Origin of the sequence: Thermomonospora echinospora (genome assembly GCF_900108175.1) — a bacterium.
Lineage (GTDB): Bacteria > Actinomycetota > Actinomycetes > Streptosporangiales > Streptosporangiaceae > Thermomonospora > Thermomonospora echinospora.
On record NZ_FNVO01000006.1, the window covers coordinates 293447 to 314111 of the forward strand.

20 protein-coding genes and 1 riboswitch are annotated in these 20665 nt (G+C 74.7%); of the genes, 3 read left to right on the forward strand and 17 right to left on the reverse strand.

What is annotated here, in order from left to right:
* Nucleotides 1-163: 163 nt before the first annotated feature.
* From cobA to C4U03_RS17075, 16 genes are all read right to left on the reverse strand, one after another.
* A complete protein-coding gene (gene cobA / locus C4U03_RS17000) occupies nucleotides 164-1513 on the reverse strand; it encodes a uroporphyrinogen-III C-methyltransferase (protein WP_103938754.1) in 1350 nt (449 codons plus the stop codon).
* A 79-nt stretch (nucleotides 1514-1592) separates the two neighbouring features.
* Nucleotides 1593-3416 (reverse strand): nicotinate-nucleotide--dimethylbenzimidazole phosphoribosyltransferase, encoded by a 1824-nt coding sequence (gene cobT, locus C4U03_RS17005; RefSeq protein ID WP_103938755.1) that lies wholly within the window; start codon nucleotides 3414-3416, stop codon nucleotides 1593-1595.
* Complete coding sequence (gene cobC / locus C4U03_RS17010; protein ID WP_235017919.1) at nucleotides 3400-4425, reverse strand: Rv2231c family pyridoxal phosphate-dependent protein CobC; 1026 nt, start codon at nucleotides 4423-4425, stop codon at nucleotides 3400-3402. The genes cobT and cobC overlap by 17 nt, the downstream gene beginning before the upstream one ends.
* A gap of 61 nt (nucleotides 4426-4486) precedes the next feature.
* Nucleotides 4487-5419 carry a sirohydrochlorin chelatase gene (locus C4U03_RS17015; protein ID WP_235017920.1) on the reverse strand — a complete coding sequence of 311 codons (933 nt, stop codon included), beginning with the start codon at nucleotides 5417-5419 and terminating at the stop codon, nucleotides 4487-4489.
* Nucleotides 5416-6054 (reverse strand): precorrin-8X methylmutase, encoded by a 639-nt coding sequence (locus tag C4U03_RS17020; protein ID WP_103938757.1) that lies wholly within the window; start codon nucleotides 6052-6054, stop codon nucleotides 5416-5418. The genes C4U03_RS17015 and C4U03_RS17020 overlap by 4 nt, the downstream gene beginning before the upstream one ends.
* A 9-nt stretch (nucleotides 6055-6063) precedes the next feature.
* Entirely contained in the window at nucleotides 6064-6267 is a 204-nt protein-coding gene (locus tag C4U03_RS17025) for a DUF362 domain-containing protein (RefSeq protein ID WP_103938758.1), read from the reverse strand.
* Nucleotides 6258-8015 (reverse strand): precorrin-3B C(17)-methyltransferase, encoded by a 1758-nt coding sequence (gene cobJ / locus C4U03_RS17030; protein ID WP_103938759.1) that lies wholly within the window; start codon nucleotides 8013-8015, stop codon nucleotides 6258-6260. The genes C4U03_RS17025 and cobJ overlap by 10 nt, the downstream gene beginning before the upstream one ends.
* Nucleotides 8012-9316 (reverse strand): precorrin-6y C5,15-methyltransferase (decarboxylating) subunit CbiE, encoded by a 1305-nt coding sequence (gene cbiE / locus C4U03_RS17035; RefSeq protein ID WP_103938760.1) that lies wholly within the window; start codon nucleotides 9314-9316, stop codon nucleotides 8012-8014. Before cbiE ends, cobJ begins: the two co-directional genes overlap by 4 nt.
* Nucleotides 9313-10515 carry a cobalt-precorrin-5B (C(1))-methyltransferase gene (locus tag C4U03_RS17040; RefSeq protein ID WP_103938761.1) on the reverse strand — a complete coding sequence of 401 codons (1203 nt, stop codon included), beginning with the start codon at nucleotides 10513-10515 and terminating at the stop codon, nucleotides 9313-9315. The genes cbiE and C4U03_RS17040 overlap by 4 nt, the downstream gene beginning before the upstream one ends.
* The gene (cobM, locus tag C4U03_RS17045; RefSeq protein WP_103938762.1) at nucleotides 10512-11318 is read right to left on the reverse strand and encodes a precorrin-4 C(11)-methyltransferase; all 807 of its coding nucleotides are present in this window, start codon (nucleotides 11316-11318) and stop codon (nucleotides 10512-10514) included. The genes C4U03_RS17040 and cobM overlap by 4 nt, the downstream gene beginning before the upstream one ends.
* Nucleotides 11315-12034 (reverse strand): precorrin-2 C(20)-methyltransferase, encoded by a 720-nt coding sequence (gene cobI / locus C4U03_RS17050; protein WP_103938763.1) that lies wholly within the window; start codon nucleotides 12032-12034, stop codon nucleotides 11315-11317. Before cobI ends, cobM begins: the two co-directional genes overlap by 4 nt.
* A 114-nt stretch (nucleotides 12035-12148) precedes the next feature.
* Complete coding sequence (locus tag C4U03_RS17055) at nucleotides 12149-12697, reverse strand: GNAT family N-acetyltransferase (RefSeq protein WP_103938764.1); 549 nt, start codon at nucleotides 12695-12697, stop codon at nucleotides 12149-12151.
* On the reverse strand, nucleotides 12694-14103 hold the full coding sequence (locus C4U03_RS17060; RefSeq protein ID WP_103938860.1) for a cobyrinate a,c-diamide synthase: 1410 nt from the start codon (nucleotides 14101-14103) through the stop codon (nucleotides 12694-12696). Before C4U03_RS17060 ends, C4U03_RS17055 begins: the two co-directional genes overlap by 4 nt.
* A complete protein-coding gene (cobO, locus tag C4U03_RS17065; protein ID WP_103938765.1) occupies nucleotides 14100-14702 on the reverse strand; it encodes a cob(I)yrinic acid a,c-diamide adenosyltransferase in 603 nt (200 codons plus the stop codon). The genes C4U03_RS17060 and cobO overlap by 4 nt, the downstream gene beginning before the upstream one ends.
* A 75-nt stretch (nucleotides 14703-14777) precedes the next feature.
* A complete protein-coding gene (locus C4U03_RS17070) occupies nucleotides 14778-16874 on the reverse strand; it encodes a putative cobaltochelatase (RefSeq protein WP_103938766.1) in 2097 nt (698 codons plus the stop codon).
* A gap of 73 nt (nucleotides 16875-16947) precedes the next feature.
* A riboswitch (cobalamin riboswitch) is annotated at nucleotides 16948-17078 on the reverse strand.
* Between the two features lie 154 nt (nucleotides 17079-17232).
* Nucleotides 17233-17811, reverse strand: a complete 579-nt coding sequence (locus C4U03_RS17075) for an ATP-binding protein (protein ID WP_103938767.1) — start codon at nucleotides 17809-17811, stop codon at nucleotides 17233-17235.
* A 175-nt stretch (nucleotides 17812-17986) separates the two neighbouring features.
* On the opposite strand from C4U03_RS17075, the gene C4U03_RS17080 reads away from it, so the two are divergent.
* The 3 genes from C4U03_RS17080 (at nucleotide 17987) to C4U03_RS17090 (ending at nucleotide 20179) form a co-directional block, all read left to right on the forward strand.
* Entirely contained in the window at nucleotides 17987-18823 is an 837-nt protein-coding gene (locus C4U03_RS17080) for a helix-turn-helix domain-containing protein (protein WP_103938768.1), read from the forward strand.
* An 8-nt stretch (nucleotides 18824-18831) separates the two neighbouring features.
* Nucleotides 18832-19044 (forward strand): DUF397 domain-containing protein, encoded by a 213-nt coding sequence (locus C4U03_RS17085; protein WP_200827286.1) that lies wholly within the window; start codon nucleotides 18832-18834, stop codon nucleotides 19042-19044.
* 115 nt (nucleotides 19045-19159) lie between these two features.
* The gene (locus C4U03_RS17090) at nucleotides 19160-20179 is read left to right on the forward strand and encodes an LLM class F420-dependent oxidoreductase (RefSeq protein ID WP_103938769.1); all 1020 of its coding nucleotides are present in this window, start codon (nucleotides 19160-19162) and stop codon (nucleotides 20177-20179) included.
* A gap of 161 nt (nucleotides 20180-20340) precedes the next feature.
* On the opposite strand, the gene C4U03_RS17095 is transcribed toward C4U03_RS17090, so the two are convergent.
* Nucleotides 20341-20562 (reverse strand): hypothetical protein, encoded by a 222-nt coding sequence (locus tag C4U03_RS17095; RefSeq protein ID WP_103938770.1) that lies wholly within the window; start codon nucleotides 20560-20562, stop codon nucleotides 20341-20343.
* Between the last annotated feature and the right edge of the window lie 103 nt (nucleotides 20563-20665).

Sequence of the window (20665 nt, forward strand, 5' to 3'; positions counted from 1 at the left end):
GCGCGCTCGTCACGTTCAGCGGCCCCGGAGGGCCGGGCGGCGCGCTCGTCGCGGTCGGCGGGCACGGAGGACCCGGCGGCCGGGGCCGGCTCGGTGGCGGCGGGGTCGGCCGGGCCCTCGGGGTGGCGGCCGTCGTGCACCGCGCTCTGGTCTGCTGGGGGTGTCACGGAGCCCGTCCCAAATCTCCATGCCGGTCTGCCGGGGATGCCGCGGAGCCCGCCCTGGAGGCCAGGTAGTCCGCTCGTATCATGTCGATCTCTCGCGCCACGTCCACCACGTCGCCCACGACCACGATCGCCGGAGGTCGCACGCCGGCGGCCGTCATCTCCTCCACCACCGTTCCGAGCGTGGCCGTCAGGGCCCGCTGGTCCGGAAGCGTACCGTCCTGGACGACGGCGACGGGCGTGTCAGGCGACCGACCATAGCGCATCAGGGCGTTGGCGATGCGGTCCATCCGCTCGACCGCCATCAGCAACACCAGAGTGCCCTGCGAGCGTCCGAGGGCCGCCCAGTCGACGGTGGAGGCGGGGTCGCCGGGGACCACGTGCGCGGACACCACGTGGAACTCCTGAGCGACGCCGCGGTGGGTGACCGGGATGCCGGCCGCCGAGGGCACCGCCACCGCGCTGGTGATCCCGGGGACCACGGTCACCGGAACGCCGTGCCTGGCGCAGTGCAGCACCTCCTCGGCGCCGCGGCCGAACACGAACGGGTCGCCGCCCTTGAGCCGCACCACGAACCTGCCCGCCTTGGCGTGCTCCACCAGGTAGTCGTTGATCCGTTCCTGGGTGACGGTGCGGCCGTAGGGGATCTTGGCGGCGTCGATCACCTCGACGTCCGCGGGCAGCTCGTCCAGCAGCAGCCGGGGCGCCAGCCGGTCGGTGACCACCACGTCGGCCTGCGCCAGCAGTTGCCGCCCGCGCACGGTGATCAGGCCGGGGTCACCGGGGCCGCCGCCGACCAGGGCCACCCCGGTCGGCTTGTGCCGCGAGTGGCGCATCCCGCCCAGCGGTACGAGAGTGGCGTCGCGCAGCCCGTCCACGACGGCGTCGCGGATGCCGGCGGCCCGGCGCGGGTCTCCGCCGGCCAGCACGCCGACGCTGGTCTCACCCACCTGTCCGGTGGCCGGGGTCCAGGCCGCCGACGCCTCGGCGTCGTCGGCCCGCACGTACCAGATCCGGGACTCCTCGGCCTCGGCGGCGACCGCCGCGTTCACCTTGGGGTCGTCGGCGGCGGCCTGGACGAGCCAGGCGCCGGCCAGGTCGCCGTCCTGGTAGGGCCGCCGCAGCCAGGTCAGCCGGCCGTCCGCGACGAGGTCGTCCAGGGAGGGGGTCACCTCCGGGGCGATCAGCACCACGTCGGCCCCGGCCGCCAGCAGCGCGGGGACACGGCGCTGGGCCACCCGGCCGCCGCCGACGACGACGACGCGGCGCCCACTCAGTCGCAGGCCAAGCAGGTACGGCGGCACGGTGCTCTCTCGATCGGGACGGTCAGGATAAGAAGGGACGGGCATGTCTGTTTGTCGACCAAAGGTACTCGGGTTCATGGACATATGGAGAGTGGTCGGCCTCAGTCGATAGCCGAGCGTGACACTACCGGCCGCCGTTCTTGTCGCTGACACCCGCGGAGTCGAACGTGGCCACCTCGTGCAGGACGCGCACCGCGCTCTGCACCAGGGGCAGCGCCAGCAGCGCCCCGGTGCCCTCGCCGAGCCGCAGTTCGAGATCGACCAGCGGGCGCAGCCGCAGGTGCTCCAGAGCGGCGGCGTGGCCCGGCTCGGCCGAACGGTGCCCCGCCACGCAGGCGCCGAGCACGTCCGGGCACAGCGCCGCCGCCACCAGCGCCGCCGCCCCGGCGATCACCCCGTCTAGAACGACCGGGACGCGCGCGGCCGCGCCGCCGAGGATGAACCCGGCCAGCGCCGCGTGCTCCAGCCCGCCGACCGCCGCCAGCACCCGCATCGGATCGGCGGCGACCGTGACGCTCTCCCCCGCCGGGCCGCCGCCCGCCCCGATCACGGCGGACTCGGCGGGGGCCAGGCCGTGGCGGGCGAGGGCGGCACGGACGACCTCGATCTTGTGGGCGTGGGCGGCGTCGTCGATGCCGGTGCCGCGACCGGTGACCCGCTCGGGCGGCAGGCCGGTGAACGCGGCGATCAGGGCGGCCGAGGCGGTGGTGTTGGCGATGCCCATGTCGCCGGTGACCAGGCAGCGGTTGCCCGCGGCGACCAGTTCGCGGGCGACCTCGATGCCCGTCTCCATCGCCCGGCGGGCCTGCTCGGGCGCCATGGCCGGGCCCCGGGTCAGGTCGGCGGTGCCGGGCGCGATCTTGCGCGGCAGCAGTCCGGGGGCAGGGGCCAGCGGCGCGGCGACACCGACGTCCACGACGGTGACCTCGGCGCCGACCTGGGCGGCGAAGGCGTTGACCACGGCCCCGCCGGCCAGAAAGTTGGCGACCATCTGCGCGGTCACCTCCTGCGGCCATGGGGACACGCCCTGGGCGTGCACGCCGTGGTCGGCGGCGAAGACGGCGACGGCGGCGGGTTCGGGGGACGGCGGCGGGCAGCGCCCGGCCAGCCCGGCCAGCCGGACCGACAGTTCCTCCAGGACGCCGAGGGCGCCCGGCGGCTTGGTCAGCCGAGACTGCAGGTCGCGGGCGTCGGCCATGGCCGCCTCGTCCAGCGGCCCGACGGCGGCGATCGTCTGCTCGATCAGGTCCACGGGCGCCTCCCCTGGCAGGCCACGCCGGCCGTAGGTCTCCTGGTGGACGGCCCACGCCAGCGGGCGGCGGCGCGCCCAGCCGTTGAGGGCCAGTTCGGGTACGGGCGGGAACCCCTCGACGTGCCCGACGCACAGGTAGGCGACCACCTCGACATGCTCGGGCAGGCCCAGCTCGGCTGCCAGCTCGCGCTCGTCGAAGAAGCTGACCCAGCCCACGCCCAGGCCCTCGGCACGGGCGGCCAGCCACAGGTTCTGCACGGCGCAGGCCACCGAGTACGGGGCGGTGCGGGGCTGGGTGTGCCGGCCCAGCGGGGCCCGGCCGCCGCGGGTGGGGTCGCAGGTCACGGCGATGTTGATGGGAGCCTCGCGGATCGCCTCGACCTTGAGGTCGTCGAAACGGTCGCGCCGGGCGGCCGGCAGGGTGCGGGCGTAGTCCCGGCGGTGCTTTTCGGCCAGTTCCCTGATCCGCCCGCGGCGGACCGGGTCCCGGATGATCAGGAAGTCCCAGGGCTGGGTGAGGCCGACTGAGGGGCCCCGGTGGGCGGCCTGGAGCACCCGGGTGAGCATGGCGTCGTCAACCGGATCGGGCAGAAAGCCGGTGCGGATGTCCCGGCGCTCCTCGATCACCCGGTAGAGGCTCTCGCGGGCGAGCGGCTCCCAGGGTCGGTCGGGGGCCCGTTCAGGGTCGGAGATCATCGAGCACCTCCAGCAGGGCGTTGTCGGCGGCCCGGTCCCGGACGGCGATCCGCAGCCAGTCCGGGCCCAGGCCGGGGAAGGTGTCGCCGCGCCGTACGGCGAAGCCCCGCCCGCGCAGCCGTTCGCGGAGCTCCGACGCGCCGGGCGTGTGAACGCACAGGAAGGACGCCCGCGCTCCGGGCACGGCGGTGAGCCCGCGCAGGGCCAGCTCCCCCGCCAGCCGGTCCCGTTCGGCGGCCATCTCGCGGGCCCAGACGTCCGCCTCGGCCAGGGCGGGCGGCTCGCAGCACGCCTCGATCGCGACGAGGGCGGGTGTGGACACCGCCCACAGCGGCTGGGCCTGTGCCAGGGCGGCGACCAGGGGCGGCTCGGCCAGGACGTATCCGGCGCGCAGCCCGGCCAGGCCCCAGGTCTTGGTGAGGCTGCGCAGCACCACCAGCCCGGGGACAGCGGCGGCGGCCAGGCTCTCCGGCTCGCCGGGCACGCAGTCCATGAACGCCTCGTCCACCACGACCGTACGGCCGGGGCGGGCCAGCGCGGCGATCTCGGCGGCGGGGTGCAGCACCGAGGTGGGGTTGGTGGGGTTGCCGATCATGACCAGGTCGGCGTCCGGGGGGATCCGGCCGGGGTCGAGCTTGAAGTCCCCGTCCAGGACGGCGCGTTCGACGGGGCGGCCGGCCGCCCGCAGCGCCGCCTCCGGCTCGGTGAACTGGGGGTGGACGACGACGGCGCGGCGCGGCGCCAGCACCCGGGCCAGCAGCACGAACGCCTCGGCGGCCCCGGCGGTCAGCAGGACGTCCTCGACGGCCCGGCCGTGCCTGCGCGCGACCGCCCGGCGGGCCGGGCCCGGGTCGGGGTAGGCGGCCAGGTCACCGACCGAGCGGCGGATCCGTTCGGCCAGCCAGGCGGGCGGGGTGCCACCGCGCACGTTGACGGCAAAGTCGGCGAGCCCCCCGCCGACCTCGGAATCCCCATGGTGCCGCAGGTCGACATCGCCGCAATCGGCCACCTTCCGTCCGGCGGTACTCGGGTCGGCTGTCTTCTGGTCGGCTGGGTTCCGGTCGGGGGCGTCAGTGGGCATGGCCATGTGCGGGGCCGTGTGCGTGGCCGTGGCCGTGGGCCGGGTCGTCGGGGTGGTGGTGCGGGGTCTGGGGGGCGCCGACGCGGTCCTCGAAGCCGGGCAGGGCGATGCGGTAGACGCAGGTGTCGCAGTTCATCCGGATGTCGCCGGCCAGGGCCTCCTCGTAGCGTTCGGCCACCAGGTCGGCCAGCCCGTCGCAGTCACCGATCACCTCGGCGCAGCGCACGTCCAGTTCCGGGTGCGCCGCCGCGTACTCCCGGGCCTCCGCGACCACTCGGTCCGGCAGGACGCCCGGGAACAGGAAGTACGGCAGCACGACGACGCGGCGGGCGCCGAGGCGGCGGCAGCGTTCCAGCCCCTCGGCGACGCTGGGGCGGGCCAGCGACACGAACGCCGCCTCGACCGCCATCAGCCCGGCCCCCTGGTCGGGCCCGCCCGCGCCGCGTCCCTCCCAGAACAGGCGGGCGACCTTATGCACCTCGGCGTTGGCGTCCGGGTCGGTCGAGCCGCGCCCGACCAGCAGCACCGCCGTGTCCTGTTCGCCGGGCGGCTGGACGGCGCGCAGGCGTTCCTCCAGCAGCGCCAGCAGGGTCGGGTGGGGGCCGAGGGGACGCCCGTAGACGTAGGAGAGGCCGGGGTGGCGCACCTGCTCGCGGGCCATCGCGGCCGGGATGTCGCCCTTGCCGTGCCCGGCCGCCACCAGGACGATCGGGACGGCGGCGATCCGGCGGTGCCCCCGCCCGTACAGCTCGGCGGCGGCCTCGGTCAGCGGCGGCGCGGACAGTTCGATGAACCCGCCGGCCACGTCGACGGGCATCCGGGACCGCAGCCGTTCCACGAACCTGCCGAACTCGGCGACGCCGGCGTCGTCGCGTGTCCCGTGCCCCACCATCAACAGCGGCGGTTTCACCGTATCCCTCACGATTCGTAGTAGAGCAGTGCGTTGACGGCGGCGGCGGCGACGGCCGACCCGCCCTTCTCGGAGACGTTGGACACCTGAGGCAGCCCGCTGGCGCGCAGCGCCTGCTTGGACTCGGCGGCGCCCACGAAGCCGACCGGCAGCCCGATCACCAGCGCGGGCCGCACGTCCAGCTTGATGATCTCCTCCAGCGCGGTGGGAGCACAGCCGACCACCCAGACCGCCCCCGGCCCCACCTCCGAGTACGACAGCCGGACCGCCGCCGCCGAACGGGTGATCCCGGCGGCCTTGGCCATCCGGGCGGCGGCCGGGTCGCCGATGTGGCACAGCGTCGGGCGGGCGGTGATCCCGGCGGCGACCATGCCCACGTCGGTCACGACCGGCGCCCCGGCCCGCAGCGCCGCCAGCCCCCGCGCCAGGTGGTCCTCGTCGGTGACCAGGTCGACCGCGTACTCCAGGTCGGCGCTGGCGTGGATGACCCGCTCGGCGACCGCCCGCCACAGCGGCGGCATCGGCGACAGGTCGACCCGGGAGCGCAGGATCTCGTACGAGCGCACCTCGATCGGGTGGGGCCTGCGGGCCGATGGTCGCTCGCCGCCGGGACGCCCCGGGGCGGCCTTCGTCACGTGTTCACTCATGAACTCTCCTCAGCGGCCCTCGGTGGCGTCGATGGCGTCCACGGGGCAGATCTCCACGCATTCCAGGCATCCGGTGCACAGGTCGGCCCGTACCTCCAGCGCCGGGCCGTACGGGCGGATGGCGTGCTCGGGGCAGGTCAGCAGGCACGCGCCGCAGCCCTGGCAGCGCCGGGTGACCGTGACGGGCGCCCCGTCGGCGCGCATCAGGCCCATCGGTACCCCCTGGGGGTGACGAACCGCCCCGCGACCGTCCGGCTGCGGCTGGAGCCGACCAGCACGACCGTGAACATGTCGACGCGGGCCGGGTCCATCTCCCCGAGCGTAGTGATCATCAGGGACTGATCCGGGCGACCGGCGTTGCGGACGATCCCGACCGGTGTCGCGGCGGGGCGGTGCCCGGCGAGGATGTCCAGCGCCTTGGGCAGCTGCCAGTCGCGGGCCCTGCTGCGGGGGTTGTAGAAGCAGACCGTGAAGTCGCCCTCGGCGGCGGCGCGGACCCGGCGCTCGATGGCCTCCCACGGGGTGTGCAGGTCCGACAGGGAGATGTAGGCGTGGTCGTGGCCGAGGGGCGCGCCGAGCAGGTTGGCGGCGGCGATGGCGGCGGTGATGCCGGGCACGCCCTCGACCTCAATGTCCGCGCCGGCGAACTCCAGCGCCGGGCTGGCCATGGCGTAGATGCCCGCGTCGCCGGAGCCGATCAGCGCCACCGCGTTGCCCTGCTGGGCCTCCTCGACGGCGGCCCGCGCGCGTTCCTCCTCCTGGCCCAGGCCGCTGGCCAGGACGCGGGTGCCGGGCCGCAGCAGGTCGCGGACCTGGTCGACGTACTGGTCCAGGCCGACGACGACCGAGGCCCGCTGCAGCGCCGCGACGGCCCGGGGGGTGAGCAGGTCGCGGGCGCCGGGCCCGAGGCCGACGATCGCGAGCCGCCCCTTGGGGGCGAGGCGGGCCACGGCCGCGGTGGCGTTGGCGGTCTTGCGCTTCTCGACGGCCAGTTCGGCGCTCCTGCCGTACGCGCGGGCGGCGTGCAGCGCGGCGGCCTCGGCCACGCTGGGAGTGCCGACCTCCGCCCGGACGGTCTCGGACGGGTTGGGAACGTCGACGGCCGCCAGCACGGAAGCCGGGAAGGTGAGGACCTCCCAGCCCCGTTCCCGGGCCGCCGCCACGATCCCCTCCTCGTCCGCCTTCAGATCGACGGTCGCCACGCACCGCACCGACGCCGGAGACAGCCCCGCCTCGGCCAGCACCCGATCGATCAGCCCGCCGGCCTCGGCCGCGGACACCCCGCGCGCCGACCCGACCCCGACGACCAGCGAAGGCGGCCGGTAGACCAGCTCACCTCCGGCCTCACCCGCCCGGCCGACGGACGGCGCCCCGGGGGCGGGTTCGTCGCCGGGCGGTGTGGCGGCCCGGTCGGTGATGCGGAGGGTGAGGGGGGACTCGGCGTCCGGGTGGACGTTGGGGGGCAGCGGAGGCAGGGGCCAGCCCTGCGCGCCGGTGAGGCGGACCGGCTCGCGGGACAGGACGGCGGCGCCGACACGAGCGAGCATGGCCGGATTGTCCACCTTGAAGCCGAGGTCGGCACCATAAGAATCCAGTGCGGTGACATTGCCCTGGTCGCTGGCGGTGGTGACCACCGGCCGGCAGCCGAGGGCCGCGGCCAGCCGGTGGGCGAGAGCGTTGGCGCCGTGGTGTCCGCCCAGGACGGCGACGGCGTGCTGGAGGCCCTCGTCCACGCAGACCACGGCGGGGTCGTCGGTCTTGTGCGCCAGCAGGGGCGCCAGGATCCGCACGGTGGCGCCCACGGCCAGGAAGCCGACGATCGCGTCGCACTCCTGCCAGGCCCGGCGCAGCCCGTCGGCGGCCTTGCCGTCGGTGAACAGCCGCACCTCGTCCGGCCAGGCCTCGGCCAGCGTGGCGGCGGCCGCCCGTCCGGCGGCGGTCGCGGCGACGATTCCGATCATTGGTCTGTCTCCGGAAGCTCGGCGAGGGTCTGGGGACGGCGGGCGGGCCGGGCGGCCCGTGCCGGTGGCGGGCCGGCGTTCCGCTCGCCCCAGACGAGGAAGACCGGGTTGGTGGCGGCCAGCCGGTGCACGTCGCCGGGCAGCGGGGACAGCCGGTTGGCCTGGAGCTGGACGGCCTCGGCGGTGAGCCCTTCGGCGGTGAGCGCGTCCAGGGCGGGCCGCACCCGTTCGATCGACGCCAGCGCCACCACGACGCTGCGCAGTGCGCGGGACGCGCAGGCGCGGACGACGTCGGGTCCGCCGCCTCCGACGAAGACCGCGTCGGGGTCGGGCAGGTGCTCCAGCACGGCGGGGACCTCGCCGCGTGACACCGCGACCCGTACCCCATGGGCCCGGACGTTGCCGCGGATGCGCTCGCAGGACGCCGCGTCACGCTCGACCGCGACGGCGGCGGCGCCGAACCGAGCGCACTCAATGGCGACCGAGCCGGAGCCCGCGCCGATGTCCCAGATCAGGTCACCGACCCGCGGCCCCAGCCTGGCCAGCGCGAACGCCCGTACCTCCGCCTTGGTCACCACCGAGTTGCGGTGCTCGAAGGCGTCCTCGGGCAGCGCCCACGACGGCGGCCCGGGACGGGCGCCGGCGATCCAGCCCCGCTCCTCCGCCGGGCGGCGTTCGTCCAGGACGAGCACCACGTTGGGGTCGCGCCAGTGCCGGGTGGTGGCCTCGGCGGGGCGGCAGCGGGTGACCCGCTCGTCCGGGCCGCCGAGGTCCTCGCACACCACGAACACGCGGGGATGCTGGGGGAACAGCGCGCGGCCCAGCTCGGCCGGCCCGGCGCCGGGGGCGGTCAGGACGGCGACCTTGGGGTGGGCGCGGCAGGCGTTGACGGCCCGGCGCAGCTCCCGGCCATGTGCGGAGACCACCAGCGCGTCGTCCCAGGGCAGCCCGACGCGGGCGAACGCCTGCGCCACCGACGACAGCGCGGGCAGCACCTGCGGCCGGTGCCCCCGCTCGCGCAGCGCCCGGACGATCCCGAAGAATCCCGGGTCACCACTGGCCAGCACCACCACGCCGCCCTCGTCGGCGGCGTTCCGGGAGGGCGCGGCCCGGTCGCCGAGTTCCTTGTCGATCTCGTCGAGGGCGGCGGTGACGTCGCCCATCACGACCGTCCGGGCGCCCGGCGGGAGCGGCACCGCCGACAGGTGCCGGGCGCCGCCCACCACCAGGCTCGCCTGTGCCAGCCGTTCCAGGGCCAGGGCGGGCAGGGGCGACCCGTCGTACCCGACCACGGTGATCATCGGGCCAGCCGCCCGTACATGGCGACCATGCGCTCGCCGGTGAAGTCCACCATCACCACCTGCACGGCCAGCTCGCCCCCGGCCTCCTCCACCGCGAACCGCTCCAGCACGTCGGCGGTCCGGCGGCACAGCTCGCGCCCGCAACGGCCCAGCAGCCCGGCGTTCTCCCACAGCTCGTAGGCGTGCCGGGCGGTGTTGGCCCGTGCGACCTCGGCGGCCAGCTCGGGGGTGCCGCCCATGTCGGTGGTGATGCCGCTCAGCAGCTCGGTGGACACCCGGGAACGGGTGTAGTGGGTCATCAGCACGCCGGAGGCCAGCTTGGTGAGCTTGCCGACCATGCCGACGAAGACGACCTGCCGCAGGCCGTGCCCGACCGCGCGGCGCAGCGCCGCCCCGGTGAAGTCGCCGACCTCCACGAAGCACACCTCGGGCAGCTTGGGCAGCATCTTCATGGCGCCCTTCTCGGTGCGCCCGCCGGTGCACAGCACCAGGGTGCTCTCGCCCTGCGCGGCCATCACCGACACGGCCTGCTCGACGCTGGCCCGCCAGGAGGCGGTGGAGAACGGCCGGACGATGCCGGTGGTGCCCAGAATGGAGATGCCGCCGAGGATGCCCAGCCGCTTGTTGGTGGTCTTGCGGGCCATCCGCTCGCCGTCGGGCACCGAGATGACCACGCGCACGCCGCGTCCGGTGCCGGGGTCGGCGGGCGCGGGCGGCGCCTGCTCCAGCGCGTCCCCGGTCAGCGCCTCGGCCACCGCGTGGGTGATCATGCGGCGCGGCACCGGGTTGATGGCGGGGCCGCCCAGCTCCAGGCCCAGGCCCGGCTTGGTGACCACGCCGACGCCCTCGCCGCCGTCCAACTCGACGCCGGGCCCGTCCAGCCAGGAAACGTCGGCGGTGACGCGGGCGCCATGCGTGACGTCGGGGTCGTCGCCGGCGTCCTTGACGACCACGGCGCGGGCCCGGCCGCGGGCGGTGTCCAGGTCGCAGTCCTCGACCCGGAACGTCACCCGGTTGCCGGACGGCAGGGCGATCTCCACGTGGTCGGGCCGCCGGCCGGTGCGCAGCAGCGAGGTGGCGGCCTTGGCGGCGGCCGAGGCGCACGAGCCGGTGGTCCAGCCGGTGCGCAGCGCCCGCTGCCGCACCTTCATGGTGCGCGGCAGGTCCGGCTCGCGCAGCCGTGGTTCCTCGGGTGTCATGCCCGGTGAGCCTTCCTCAGCTCCGCCCGGGCCGTACGGTCGGCGCGCCGGAAGCCGTGGAAGTGACCGGGGTGGTACAGGTGCGAGCGAGTGCCGTCGGCCGACAGGGCCGGGCCGACCAGCACCAGCGTGTGCTTCCACAGCTTGTGCGCCTTGACGGTGTCGGCCAGCTCGCCGAGCGTGCAGCGGACGATCAGCTCGTCCGGCCAGGTGCACTGGTAGGCGACCACGCAAGGGGTGTCGGGCGGATAGCCGCCCTCGGTCAGCTCGTCCTGCAACTGGCGGGAGCGCGCCGCCGACAGGAACAGCGCCATCGTGGTGCCGTGCCGGGCGAACTCGCGGACCTCCTCCCCCGGCGGCATGGGTGTCTTGCCGCCGCCGAGCCGGGTCAGCACGACCGACTGGGCGACCTCGGGGATCGTCAGCTCCCGCTGCACGGCGGCGGCGACCGCGCTGAAGCTGGACACGCCGGGGATCACCTCGGTGCTCAGGCCCATCTCGCGGCACCGGTCGATCTGCTCCTGCAGCGCCCCCCACAGGGCCGGGTCGCCGGAGTGGATGCGCGCGACGGTCAGTCCCTCGGCCAGCGCCCGCTCGTAGTAGGGCAGTACGCCCTCCATCGGCAGCCTGGCCGAGTCGACGATCTCCGCGTCCGGGCGGGCGTGCTCCAGGACGTCGGGGTGGACGAGGCTGGCGGCCCAGATCACCACGTCGGCCTCGCCGATGGCCCGTGCCGCCCGGAACGTCAGCAGGTCCGCCGCACCCGGCCCGGCCCCGACGAAGACGACCTTTCCACTGGTCAAAGCTTTCCTCCTCGGGAGGTACGGGGGCTGGGGGCGATCAGCGTGGACAGGTAGGGGACAGGCCCGGCCAGGTCGCGGGCGGGCCCCACCTTCTCGCCGGGCAGACCGAGGCGGGCGCCGTAGACGGCGTCGTCGAGCCGTCCGGCCTCCTTGAGGACCTCGACGACCTGGTCGGCGACCGCGCCGAACTTGTAGGCCACGACGGTGTCACAGGTCCGCAGGGCGTCGCGGAGGCGTTCGACGCCGGAGGTCAGCGGGACCAGGCCGAGCGACTCGGCGCCCTCGGTGAGCACCGTGCCCGAGCGGGCCGCCAGGTCCTGCATGGCGGTGACGCCCGGGACGGTCTCGACGGTGACGCCCGGACGCCGCGACCGCACCGTCTGGGCGAGGTAGGTGAACGTCGAGTAGACGTTGGGGTCGCCGATGGTGGCGAACGCGACCGTGCTCGCGCCCTCGTCGAACGCGCTCACCACCCGGTCGGCCGCCCCGTCCCAGGCGGCGGCGCGTCGGGAGGTCACCCCGCCCCGGTCGTTGAGCGCGAACACGACCCGCTCGGCCCGGTCGGTGTAGGCGCGCACGACCGACTCGGCCCGGCCCTGTTCGTCCAGCGCCATCACCGGTACGAGGGTCAAGTCGGCCTCCCGCAGGATCCGCACGGCCTTGACCGTCACCAGCTCCGGGTCGCCGGGCCCGACACCGATCCCGACCAGTTTCATGCCCGGTCCCCCTTCATGCGTTCCTGCCGGAGGCGGTCTCCGGAAATCCGCTCGGCCGTTCCCCGTTCTTCGGGCGGCCGTTCGCAAGGGCCACGTCGCCGAAGACCGGCTCGGTCACCCCGGGCTCCGCCGCGGTCGGTTGAGTCGGGCGAACATGACCATGTCGGTGCGCTCGCCGCCGAACAGGACCCCGGCCTCGCGCAGCACGGCCTCCCGTGTGAACCCGGCGCGCTCGGCGACCCGATGGGACGCCTCGTTGCCCACGGCGGCCAGTAGCTCGATGCGGTGCAGGCCCTTGCCGAAGCCGTAGTCGACCAGCGCCCGGACCGCCTCGGTGATCAGTCCCCGGCCGCGCGCCCAGGGCGCCAGCCAGTAGCCGATCTCGGCCCGGCCGAACAGCCACTCCGCCCGCTGCAGGCTGACCGAGCCGCAGCAGCGGCCCGCGGCCTCGACGGCGAAGCAGATCTTCTGCTGCGGATCCTCGTGGGCGGCCCTGGTGCAGAACTCGTGGGCCTGCGCCGGGGTCTGGTTCGGAGCCCACGCCATCCACCGCCGCATCTCGCGGTCGCGGCCCGCCTCCAGCACATCGGGCACATCGTGTTCGGTGAACGGGCGCAGCAGCAGCCGGTCGGTGGTCAGGGTGATGTCACGGTCGAAGGTCATCGGGCGGCCTCCATCGCGTCCACGAAACGCCGGGCGGTCCTCGGTTCACCAGCCCAGTGCAGATGGAGATAGGAGGCAAGCTGGTTTCCCCGGGCGAAGCCGTCCCGGCGGGAGCCGCTCGGCCGCATCGCCCACTGCCAGGCGGCCGTCTCGTCCGGCCCGTGGGCGGGCTGCACGGCGGTGCGGTGGAACTCGTGGCCGTTCAGCCGTTCGCCGGTACGGGCGACCACGGAGTCGGCGGTGGCGACGGCGGTGCGGTAGCCCAGCGTCAGCCGGGGCGTCATGGTGGCCGTGGCGTCCAGCACCCCGCACATCGGGACGCCGTCGAGCTCCCGCACCAGGTAGAGCAGGCCGGCGCACTCGGCGTACACGGGCGTCCGCGGAGTAACCAGCTGCCTGATCTGCTCGCGGAGGGGCTCGTTGGCCGACAGCTCGGCGGCGTACATCTCCGGGAAGCCGCCGCCGATGACCAGCCCCCGCGTTCCCTCCGGCAGCGTCTCGTCGCGCAGCGGGTCGAACCGGACGACCTCGGCCCCGGCCGCCGCCAGCAGTTCCTCGTTCTCGGCGTACCCGAAGGTGAACGCGGCGCCGCCGGCCACCGCCACCACCCGCCGCCGACCTGCCCGACCTGCCCGGCCGGCCTCGCCGTCCCGGGCGGCCCGGGCGGCGTCGTGCTCGCCGAGGGCATCGTCCGGGCTCCAGGCGGGGGCGGTGAGCGGGGGCGCGCTGCGGGCCAGGGCCAACAGCGCGTCCAGGTCGCAGCCCTCGGTGACGATCTCGCCCAGCCGCTCGACCGTCGCGACGGCCTCCGCGTTGCGTTCGGCCGCCGGGATCAGGCCCAGATGGCGGGACGGGGTGGCCACGTCGTCGCGGCGCCGCAGCACGCCCAGGACGGGGACCGACAGCTCCTCCACCGCCGTACGGCACAGGTGCTCGTGCCCGTCGGAGCCGATCCGGTTGAGGATCACCCCGCCGATCCGCACGTCACCGTAGGTGCGAAAGCCGTGCACGACGGCGGCCACCGACCGGCCCGCCGCCGAGGCGTCCACCACCAGCACGACCGGGGCGTCCAGCAGCCGGGCGATGTGCGCGGTCGAGGCGAAGTCGTCCTGCCCGGACGCCCCGTCGTACAGGCCCATCACGCCCTCGACCACCGCCACGTCCGCACCGCGCGCACCGTGCCGCAGCAGCGGCACGATCAGTTCCTCGCTGGTGAGGAACGGGTCCAGGTTGCGTCCAGGGCGGCCGGTGGCCAGCGTGTGATAGCCGGGGTCGATGTAGTCGGGCCCCACCTTGTGCGGCGAGACCCGCAGGCCCCGCGCCGCGAACGCCGCCATGAGCCCGGTCGCCACCGTCGTCTTGCCCGCCCCGGAGGCCGGGGCGGCGACGACGAGCCGCGGTGTCACCACTCGATGCCCTTCTGGCCCTTCTGGCCGCGGTCCATCGGGTGCTTGACCTTGCCCATCTCGGTGACGAGGTCGGCGAAGTCCACCAGGTCGGGGTGCGCGTCGCGGCCGGTGATGACCACGTGCTGGGCGCCCGGCCGGGCGGCCAGCGTCTCGATCACCTCGGCGACGTCGATCCAGCCCCACTTGATCGGGTAGGTGAACTCGTCCAGCACGTACAGCCGGTAGGTCTCGGCCGCCAGGTCGCGCCTGATCTGCGCCCAGCCCTCGCGGGCGTCGGCGGCGTGGTCGGCCTCGGTGCCGGGCCGCTGGATCCACGACCAGCCCTCGCCCATCTTGTTCCAGCTCACCGTGCCGCCCTGGCCGGACTCCCCCAGCACCCGCAGCGCGGTCTCCTCGCCGATCCGCCACTTGGCCGATTTGACGAACTGGAACACTCCGATCGGCCAGCCCTGGTTCCAGGCGCGCAGCGCGAGCCCGAACGCGGCGGTCGACTTGCCCTTGCCCTGCCCGGTGTGCACGATCACCAGCGGCCGGTTGCGGCGCTGCCTGGTGGTCAGCCCGTCGTCCGGGACGTGTTCCGGCCTGCCCTGCGGCATGTCAGCCCTCCCTCTTCACGCCGTACCCCGGCACGACGCCTCTCCTCGCGCCGCGCCCCGCCACACCGTGCTCCATCAGGCTGCGTTCCGGCCGGTGCGGGCGTCCCGGACGACCCGTGTCAGGCCGTCGACGGCCAGTTCCTCCAGCCGCACCGCCTCGGCGCCGAGGTGCGCCGCCAGGCGTTCGGCCAGGCCGAGCCGTACCGGGCCCGACTCACAGTCCACCACCACCCCGGCGACCCCGCGCAGCAGGGCGGCGGCCCGCTCGGGGTCGGGGCCGTGCGTGGCGCGGCCGTCGGTCACCGTCACCAGCAGCGGACGGCGGGCGGGGTCGCGCAGGCGCTCGACCCGCAGCACCTCGGCGGCGCGCAGCAGCCCGGCGGTCAGCGGGGTGCGTCCCCCGGTCGGCAGCCGTTCCAGCCTGCGGGCGCCCGCCTCGACCGATGAGGTCGGGGGCAGCACCAGCTCGGCTGACGTGCCCCGGAACGTGATCAGCCCGACCTTGTCGCGGCGCTGGTAGGCGTCCAGCAGCAGGCTCAGCACCGCGCCCTTGACCGCCCGCATCCGCTGCCGGGCGGCCATCGAGCCGCTGGCGTCCACGACGAACAGCACCAGGTTGCCTTCACGGCCGTCCCGTACGGTCTCGCGGAGGTCCTCGGGGGCGATGACCAGCCCGGCGCCGGTGCGTCCGCGGGCCCGCTGGTGGGGGGCGGCGGCACGGAGCGTGGCCATCAGATGGACGCCGCGCGTGCCGGGACGCGCGCCCGACACCCGCCCGTACGGGGTGCGGGCCTTGGACCGGCGGCCGGGTGCCCCGGTGCCGACACCGGGGACGGTGAACAGGCGCGGCCGGTACGCGGCGTCCACGGGCGCCGGATCGCCGTCGCCGGACGCTCCCGGCCCGCCGTCCGAGGGCTCCGCGTCCGTATTGTCCGACGGATTGTCCGACGGCGAAGCGTTCTGCGCGGACGTCCCTGCGCCGTCGCCGGCGAGCGGCTCCTGCGTCGCGGCGGCGTCCGCGCCTTCCGGTCGAGTCCCGGTGGCCTCGGCATCCCGGGGCTCGGGCGCGGCGTCGGCGTCCGGAGCCCGGCCGCCGCCAGGGCCTCCGGGGCCGCTGGGGTCGTCGTCGGGCGGCTCCGGGTCGGCGTGCTCGGCGAGGGCCTGTTCGAGCTTGTCGTGGTCGAGGCCGGGGGCGTCGAACGGGTCGCGGCGGCGGCGGTGCGGCAGCGCCAGCCGGGCCGCCAGCCGCACGTCCTCGGCGGTCACCGTGTCCCGGCCGTGCCAGGCGGCCAGCGCGATCGCGGCCCGGGCCGTCACCAGGTCGGCGCGCAGCCCGTCCACCTCGAAGGCGGCGCAGACGGCGGTGATCTGGCGCAGCGCGGCGTCGGTCAGCCGGACGGCGGGCAGCCGGGCGCGGGCGGCGGCGATCCGCTCGGCCAGCGCGGCCTCGGCCGCGGCCCACTCGGCGGCGAAGCCCTCCGGGGCGTCCTCGAAGCGCAGCCGCCGCCGGACCACCTCGGCGCGCTCGGCCGGGTCGCGGGTGGCGGCGACCTCGACAGTCAGCCCGAACCGGTCCAGCAACTGGGGACGCAGCTCGCCCTCTTCCGGGTTCATCGTGCCGACCAGCAGGAAGCGGGCGGCGTGCCGGACCGACACGCCCTCGCGCTCCACGTACGAGCGGCCCATGGCGGCGGCGTCCAGCAGCAGGTCGACCAGGTGGTCGTGCAGCAGGTTGACCTCGTCGACGTACAGCACGCCCCGGTGCGCGGCGGCCAGCAGACCGGGCTCGAACGCCTTGACGCCCTCGGTGAGCGCCCGTTCGATGTCCAGCGACCCGGTCAGCCGGTCCTCGGAGGCGCCGACGGGCAGCTCGACCAGCCGGGCCAGGCGGCTGCCGGCCGCCGGGCCGTCCGCCGGGCCGTCCGCCGGGTGCGGGCCGTCGGGACAGGCGGGGTCGGGGGCGGCCGGGTCGCAGGAGAAGCGGCAGCCGGCGACGACCTCGACCGGGGGCAGCAGCGCGGCCAGCGCCCGCACGATCGTCGACTTGGCGGTGCCCTTCTCGCCGCGGACCAGCACTCCTCCGACGCCCGGCGAGACCGCGTTGATGAGGAGCGCCAGTTTGAGGTCGTCCATCCCGACGACGGCGGAGAAGGGGTAGCGGGGGGCGCTCATGTCGCCTCGGGCACGGCGAGGTGGGGCAGCGGCATGCGTGGTTCGTCCTTCCTCGGGTGTCCACGCCCGTGGGGGTCGGCTCCATCCGACGGCCGGCGTTCCTGGCTCCCGGCCGTCCGCAGGAGGCGAACCGACCGGTCACAGTTGCGGGACAGCCCCGGATTCGCACCGGGTTCCACCGCGTCCGTCGCCTGCACAGGATGACATACCGCCCCTTCCGCCCCAAGTCAGGAGGGGGTGACAAGGCTCGCAGGAAGGTTCCGCCGGAGTGCGGGCGCGGCAGTACAGTGCGGCCGCACCGTGAGAAAGGCGGCCGGCCCGGCGGGCGCGGTCGGCCCTACTAGGGGACTCGTGGGAGTCAGGGCTCGAAGTGGGGCGGGCAGTGCACCGGGGACGGCAGCGCGAACCACACCGCCTTGCCCGGCGGATGGTCACCGAAGCGCGAACGGTCACGGCACATCCCCCAGCGCTCGCCGGACAGCTCGCGGACGATGCTCAGCCCCCGGCCGCAGTCGCCGGAGGTCCAGGAGTAGCCGGGCAGCCGGGTGTCGGGCAGCCCGTCGAAGATGGCGCACCGCAGCTCCCGGCCCGGCCCCTGCGGCCCGTGCGGGTAGAGCCACAGCTCGTAAGGTCCCTGGTCGGGGGCGTGCTGGTAGGCATTGGTGGCGAGCTCGCTGACCATGAGCTGGGCGTCAGCAATCAGGTCGGCGGGGGCGCCGAGCGCGCCGAGCGCCTGCCCCAGCACCGTCCGGGCCTCCCGCGCGCAGGCCGGGCCGCCGGGCAGGGTCCACGCCCAGCCGGGCGGACGCCGCCACGGGCCGTCCCCGGCGACGGCCGCCTTCGCCTCGACACCCGCCTCGACATCCTCGGCGGTGTCCGGGACGGCCGTACGGGCACGGCCGACGGCGGGCTCGGTGATATCGGGTGAGGTCTTCAACGGGGTCGCCTCCAGCCGCTACGTCAGGTAGGCCATTGTCACGCTTGGTCCCCGACTGGTCACTGAGCTACAGGTTCTCGTGAGATTCTCAGCCCTGCAACCATGTCTGCCAGATTCCCGTACCGGACTGGCCGTTCTCGTTGTGCGGTGCCTTCCGAAACACCACACTTGCGCCATGACGTACCGGCCCACCGTGCGCGGTCGCCGGCTGGCGCGGGAACTGCGCCGGCTGCGCGAGCAAGAGGGACTCACCCTGCAGGACGTCGCCGACCGGCTCGGCTGGTCGCGGGCGACGGTCTCCCGGCTGGAGACGGGGCAGACCCGGCCCCGTCCCGGCGACGTCGCCGACATCCTCGACCTGTACGGCGTGCCCAGCCCGCAGCGGGACGCGCTGATCGCCCTGGCCAAGCAGGCCGGGCTGCGCGGCTGGTGGACGGCCTACGCCGACGTGTTCACCGGCAGCTACGTCGCGCTGGAGGACGAGGCGTCGCAGATCCGCTCCTGGGACGCCCAGCTGATCCACGGGCTGCTGCAGACCGAGGACTACGCCCGTGCGGTGATCAGCGCCGGGCGGATGCTGCCGACGGCGGCCGATGTGGACCGCCGGATCGACGCCCGCAAGGCCCGTCAGGCGCTGCTCGACCGGGCCAACGCCCCGCACCTGCACATCGCGATCGACGAGGCGGTGGTGCGCCGCCCGATCGGCGGCCGCGAGGTGATGCGCGAGCAGTTGCTGTCGCTGGTCAGGGCCGCCGAGCGGCCGCAGGTCACGATCCAGGTGCTGCCGTACGCCGCCGGGGCTCACGCGGGACTTGACGGACGGTTCACGATCTTGTCGTTCCCGGACCCCGCCGACCCCGATATCGCCTATGTAGAGGGCACCATGGGTGACGTTTACCTTGAGAGCACAGTGGAAACAGGACAGCATGGGTCGAGATTCGACCGCATTATCAAGGCAGCCCTTTCACCGGAGGAATCCGCGCACCTCCTAGCAGAGGCAGCGAAGGAGTAAAACGGCTCGTGAACGACGTCCACCCCTCGATCGAGACGGAACTGTCCCGCGCCGTCTGGCGCAAGTCCTCCCACAGCGGCAGCGGTGATCAGTGCGTGGAGGTGGCCGCGCTGCGCGGTGGCCGCCGCGCGCTGCGCGACTCCAAGGACCCGCAGGGTCCGGCACTGTTGCTGACCGCCGCCACGTGGCGGACGCTGATCGGGGACCTCGGCAGCCGCTGAGCCCCGGCACTCTCGACGAGCACCTCCGGACGAGCCGCACACCCTCACCTTCCCGAGACACTAGAACGTGTTCTAGTATCACGGTGCGTCGCTACCGACCGGAGGTGCTCGTACGGTGTCCGCCCCCTTTAAACTCGGCATCAACGTCGGCTACTGGCAGCGCGACCCGGACGACCAGACCGAGACGGTGCTGGCCGCCGAGCGCCTCGGCTACGACTCGGTGTTCACCGCCGAGGCCTACGGCTCCGACGCCCTCACCACCCTGACCTGGTACGCCGCCCGCACGTCCCGCATCAAGCTCGGCACCGCGGTCGTCCAGTTGTCGGCGCGCACCCCGGCCGCCACCGCGATGCACGCGCTGACCCTGGACGCGCTGTCGGGCGGGCGCCTCATCCTCGGTCTCGGCGCGTCCGGTCCCCAGGTGGTGGAGGGCTGGTACGGGACGCCGTTCCCCCGGCCGCTGGCCCGCACCCGCGAGTACGTCGACATCTTGCGCAAGGTGTGGCGCCGCGAGGAGCCGGTGACCGCTCCCGGCCCGCACTACCCGCTGCCGCTGCCGGGCGGCACCGGTCTCGGCAAGCCGCTGAAGTCGATCGTCCATCCCGTCCGGCCCGACATCCCGATCTACCTCGGCGCCGAGGGGCCGAAGAACGTCGCGCTGGCCGCCGAGATCGCCCAGGGCTGGCTGCCGCTGTTCGTGGACCCCGCCCAGATCGACACCCTGTTCGGGCCGTCCCTGGCCGGCCGGCCGGATGACTTCGAGATCGCCGCCACGGTGACCACGATCGTCACCGACGACCTGCCGTCCGCGCTGGAGTTCGCCAAGGTCCCGCTGGCGTTCTACATCGGCGGGATGGGCGCCCGGGAGCGCAACTTCCATCTCGACCTGATCGGCCGCCTCGGCTACGCCGAGCAGGCGGCCAAGGTCCAGGAACTGTTCCTGAGCGGCCGCCGCGACGAGGCGATCAGGGCGGTCCCCGACGAACTGGCCGACTCCATCTCGCTGCTGGGCCCCATCGGCCGCATCCGCGAACGCCTCCAGTTGTGGCGCGACAGCCCGGTCACCACCCTCCTGATCGCCGGAGTCCGCGACGAGCCCACCCTCCGCGCCATCCGCGACGCCGCCTTCGACTGACCCACCGGCGCACTGGCAGGCCCAGACACGACCGGCAGGCCGGCGTTGACCGCCGGCCGCCGGACGTGTCGCGTCCTGGGCTCCCCTTCACCGGCGAGGTCCCGCGCTTGAGGCCGACTTCAAGCGCGGGACCACGGCGGTGAAGGGAGGCCGGGGCGGGGTCAGGCCGCCAGCACCGTGCGGGCGGGCGGCGTCGGCTGAGGGTCGAGGGCGGTCACGGTGGCCAGGCGGTGCGTCTCGGCGGCCGCGCGGGGTCGCTCGTCGGGGTAGGCGTTGGTCATCAGGCCGGCGTACTCGGTGAGCCAGGGCTCGATGAGCGTGCGCTCGGCGGGACCGTCCAGCGAGGCGTGCGCGATGTGGGACTTGCCGTTCGGGTCTGTCATAGCCGCTGTCCCCTTTCCGTGTCGCCCGCCGGGACCGCTTACCTGGGAGTACGGAGCGGCGGGCGTGAGGGGTTCATCCCCCGTTTCACTCCAAGCTATCCAG

Bases quoted from the DNA above. Each gene is read 5' to 3' on its own strand.
- cbiE (WP_103938760.1), bottom strand. From the start codon at position 9,316: ATGATCACCGTGGTCGGGTACGACGGGTCGCCCCTGCCCGCCCTGGCC.
- C4U03_RS17020 (WP_103938757.1), bottom strand. From the start codon at position 6,054: ATGAGTGAACACGTGACGAAGGCCGCCCCGGGGCGTCCCGGCGGCGAG.
- C4U03_RS17040 (WP_103938761.1), bottom strand. From the start codon at position 10,515: ATGACACCCGAGGAACCACGGCTGCGCGAGCCGGACCTGCCGCGCACC.
- C4U03_RS17055 (WP_103938764.1), bottom strand. From the start codon at position 12,697: ATGACCTTCGACCGTGACATCACCCTGACCACCGACCGGCTGCTGCTG.
- C4U03_RS17080 (WP_103938768.1), top strand. From the start codon at position 17,987: ATGACGTACCGGCCCACCGTGCGCGGTCGCCGGCTGGCGCGGGAACTG.
- C4U03_RS17025 (WP_103938758.1), bottom strand. From the start codon at position 6,267: ATGGGCCTGATGCGCGCCGACGGGGCGCCCGTCACGGTCACCCGGCGC.
- cobA (WP_103938754.1), bottom strand. From the start codon at position 1,513: ATGCCCGTCCCTTCTTATCCTGACCGTCCCGATCGAGAGAGCACCGTG.
- C4U03_RS17070 (WP_103938766.1), bottom strand. From the start codon at position 16,874: ATGAGCGCCCCCCGCTACCCCTTCTCCGCCGTCGTCGGGATGGACGAC.
- C4U03_RS17095 (WP_103938770.1), bottom strand. From the start codon at position 20,562: ATGACAGACCCGAACGGCAAGTCCCACATCGCGCACGCCTCGCTGGAC.
- cobT (WP_103938755.1), bottom strand. From the start codon at position 3,416: ATGATCTCCGACCCTGAACGGGCCCCCGACCGACCCTGGGAGCCGCTC.
- cobI (WP_103938763.1), bottom strand. From the start codon at position 12,034: ATGAAACTGGTCGGGATCGGTGTCGGGCCCGGCGACCCGGAGCTGGTG.
- cobJ (WP_103938759.1), bottom strand. From the start codon at position 8,015: ATGATCGGAATCGTCGCCGCGACCGCCGCCGGACGGGCGGCCGCCGCC.
- cobO (WP_103938765.1), bottom strand. From the start codon at position 14,702: ATGCCGCAGGGCAGGCCGGAACACGTCCCGGACGACGGGCTGACCACC.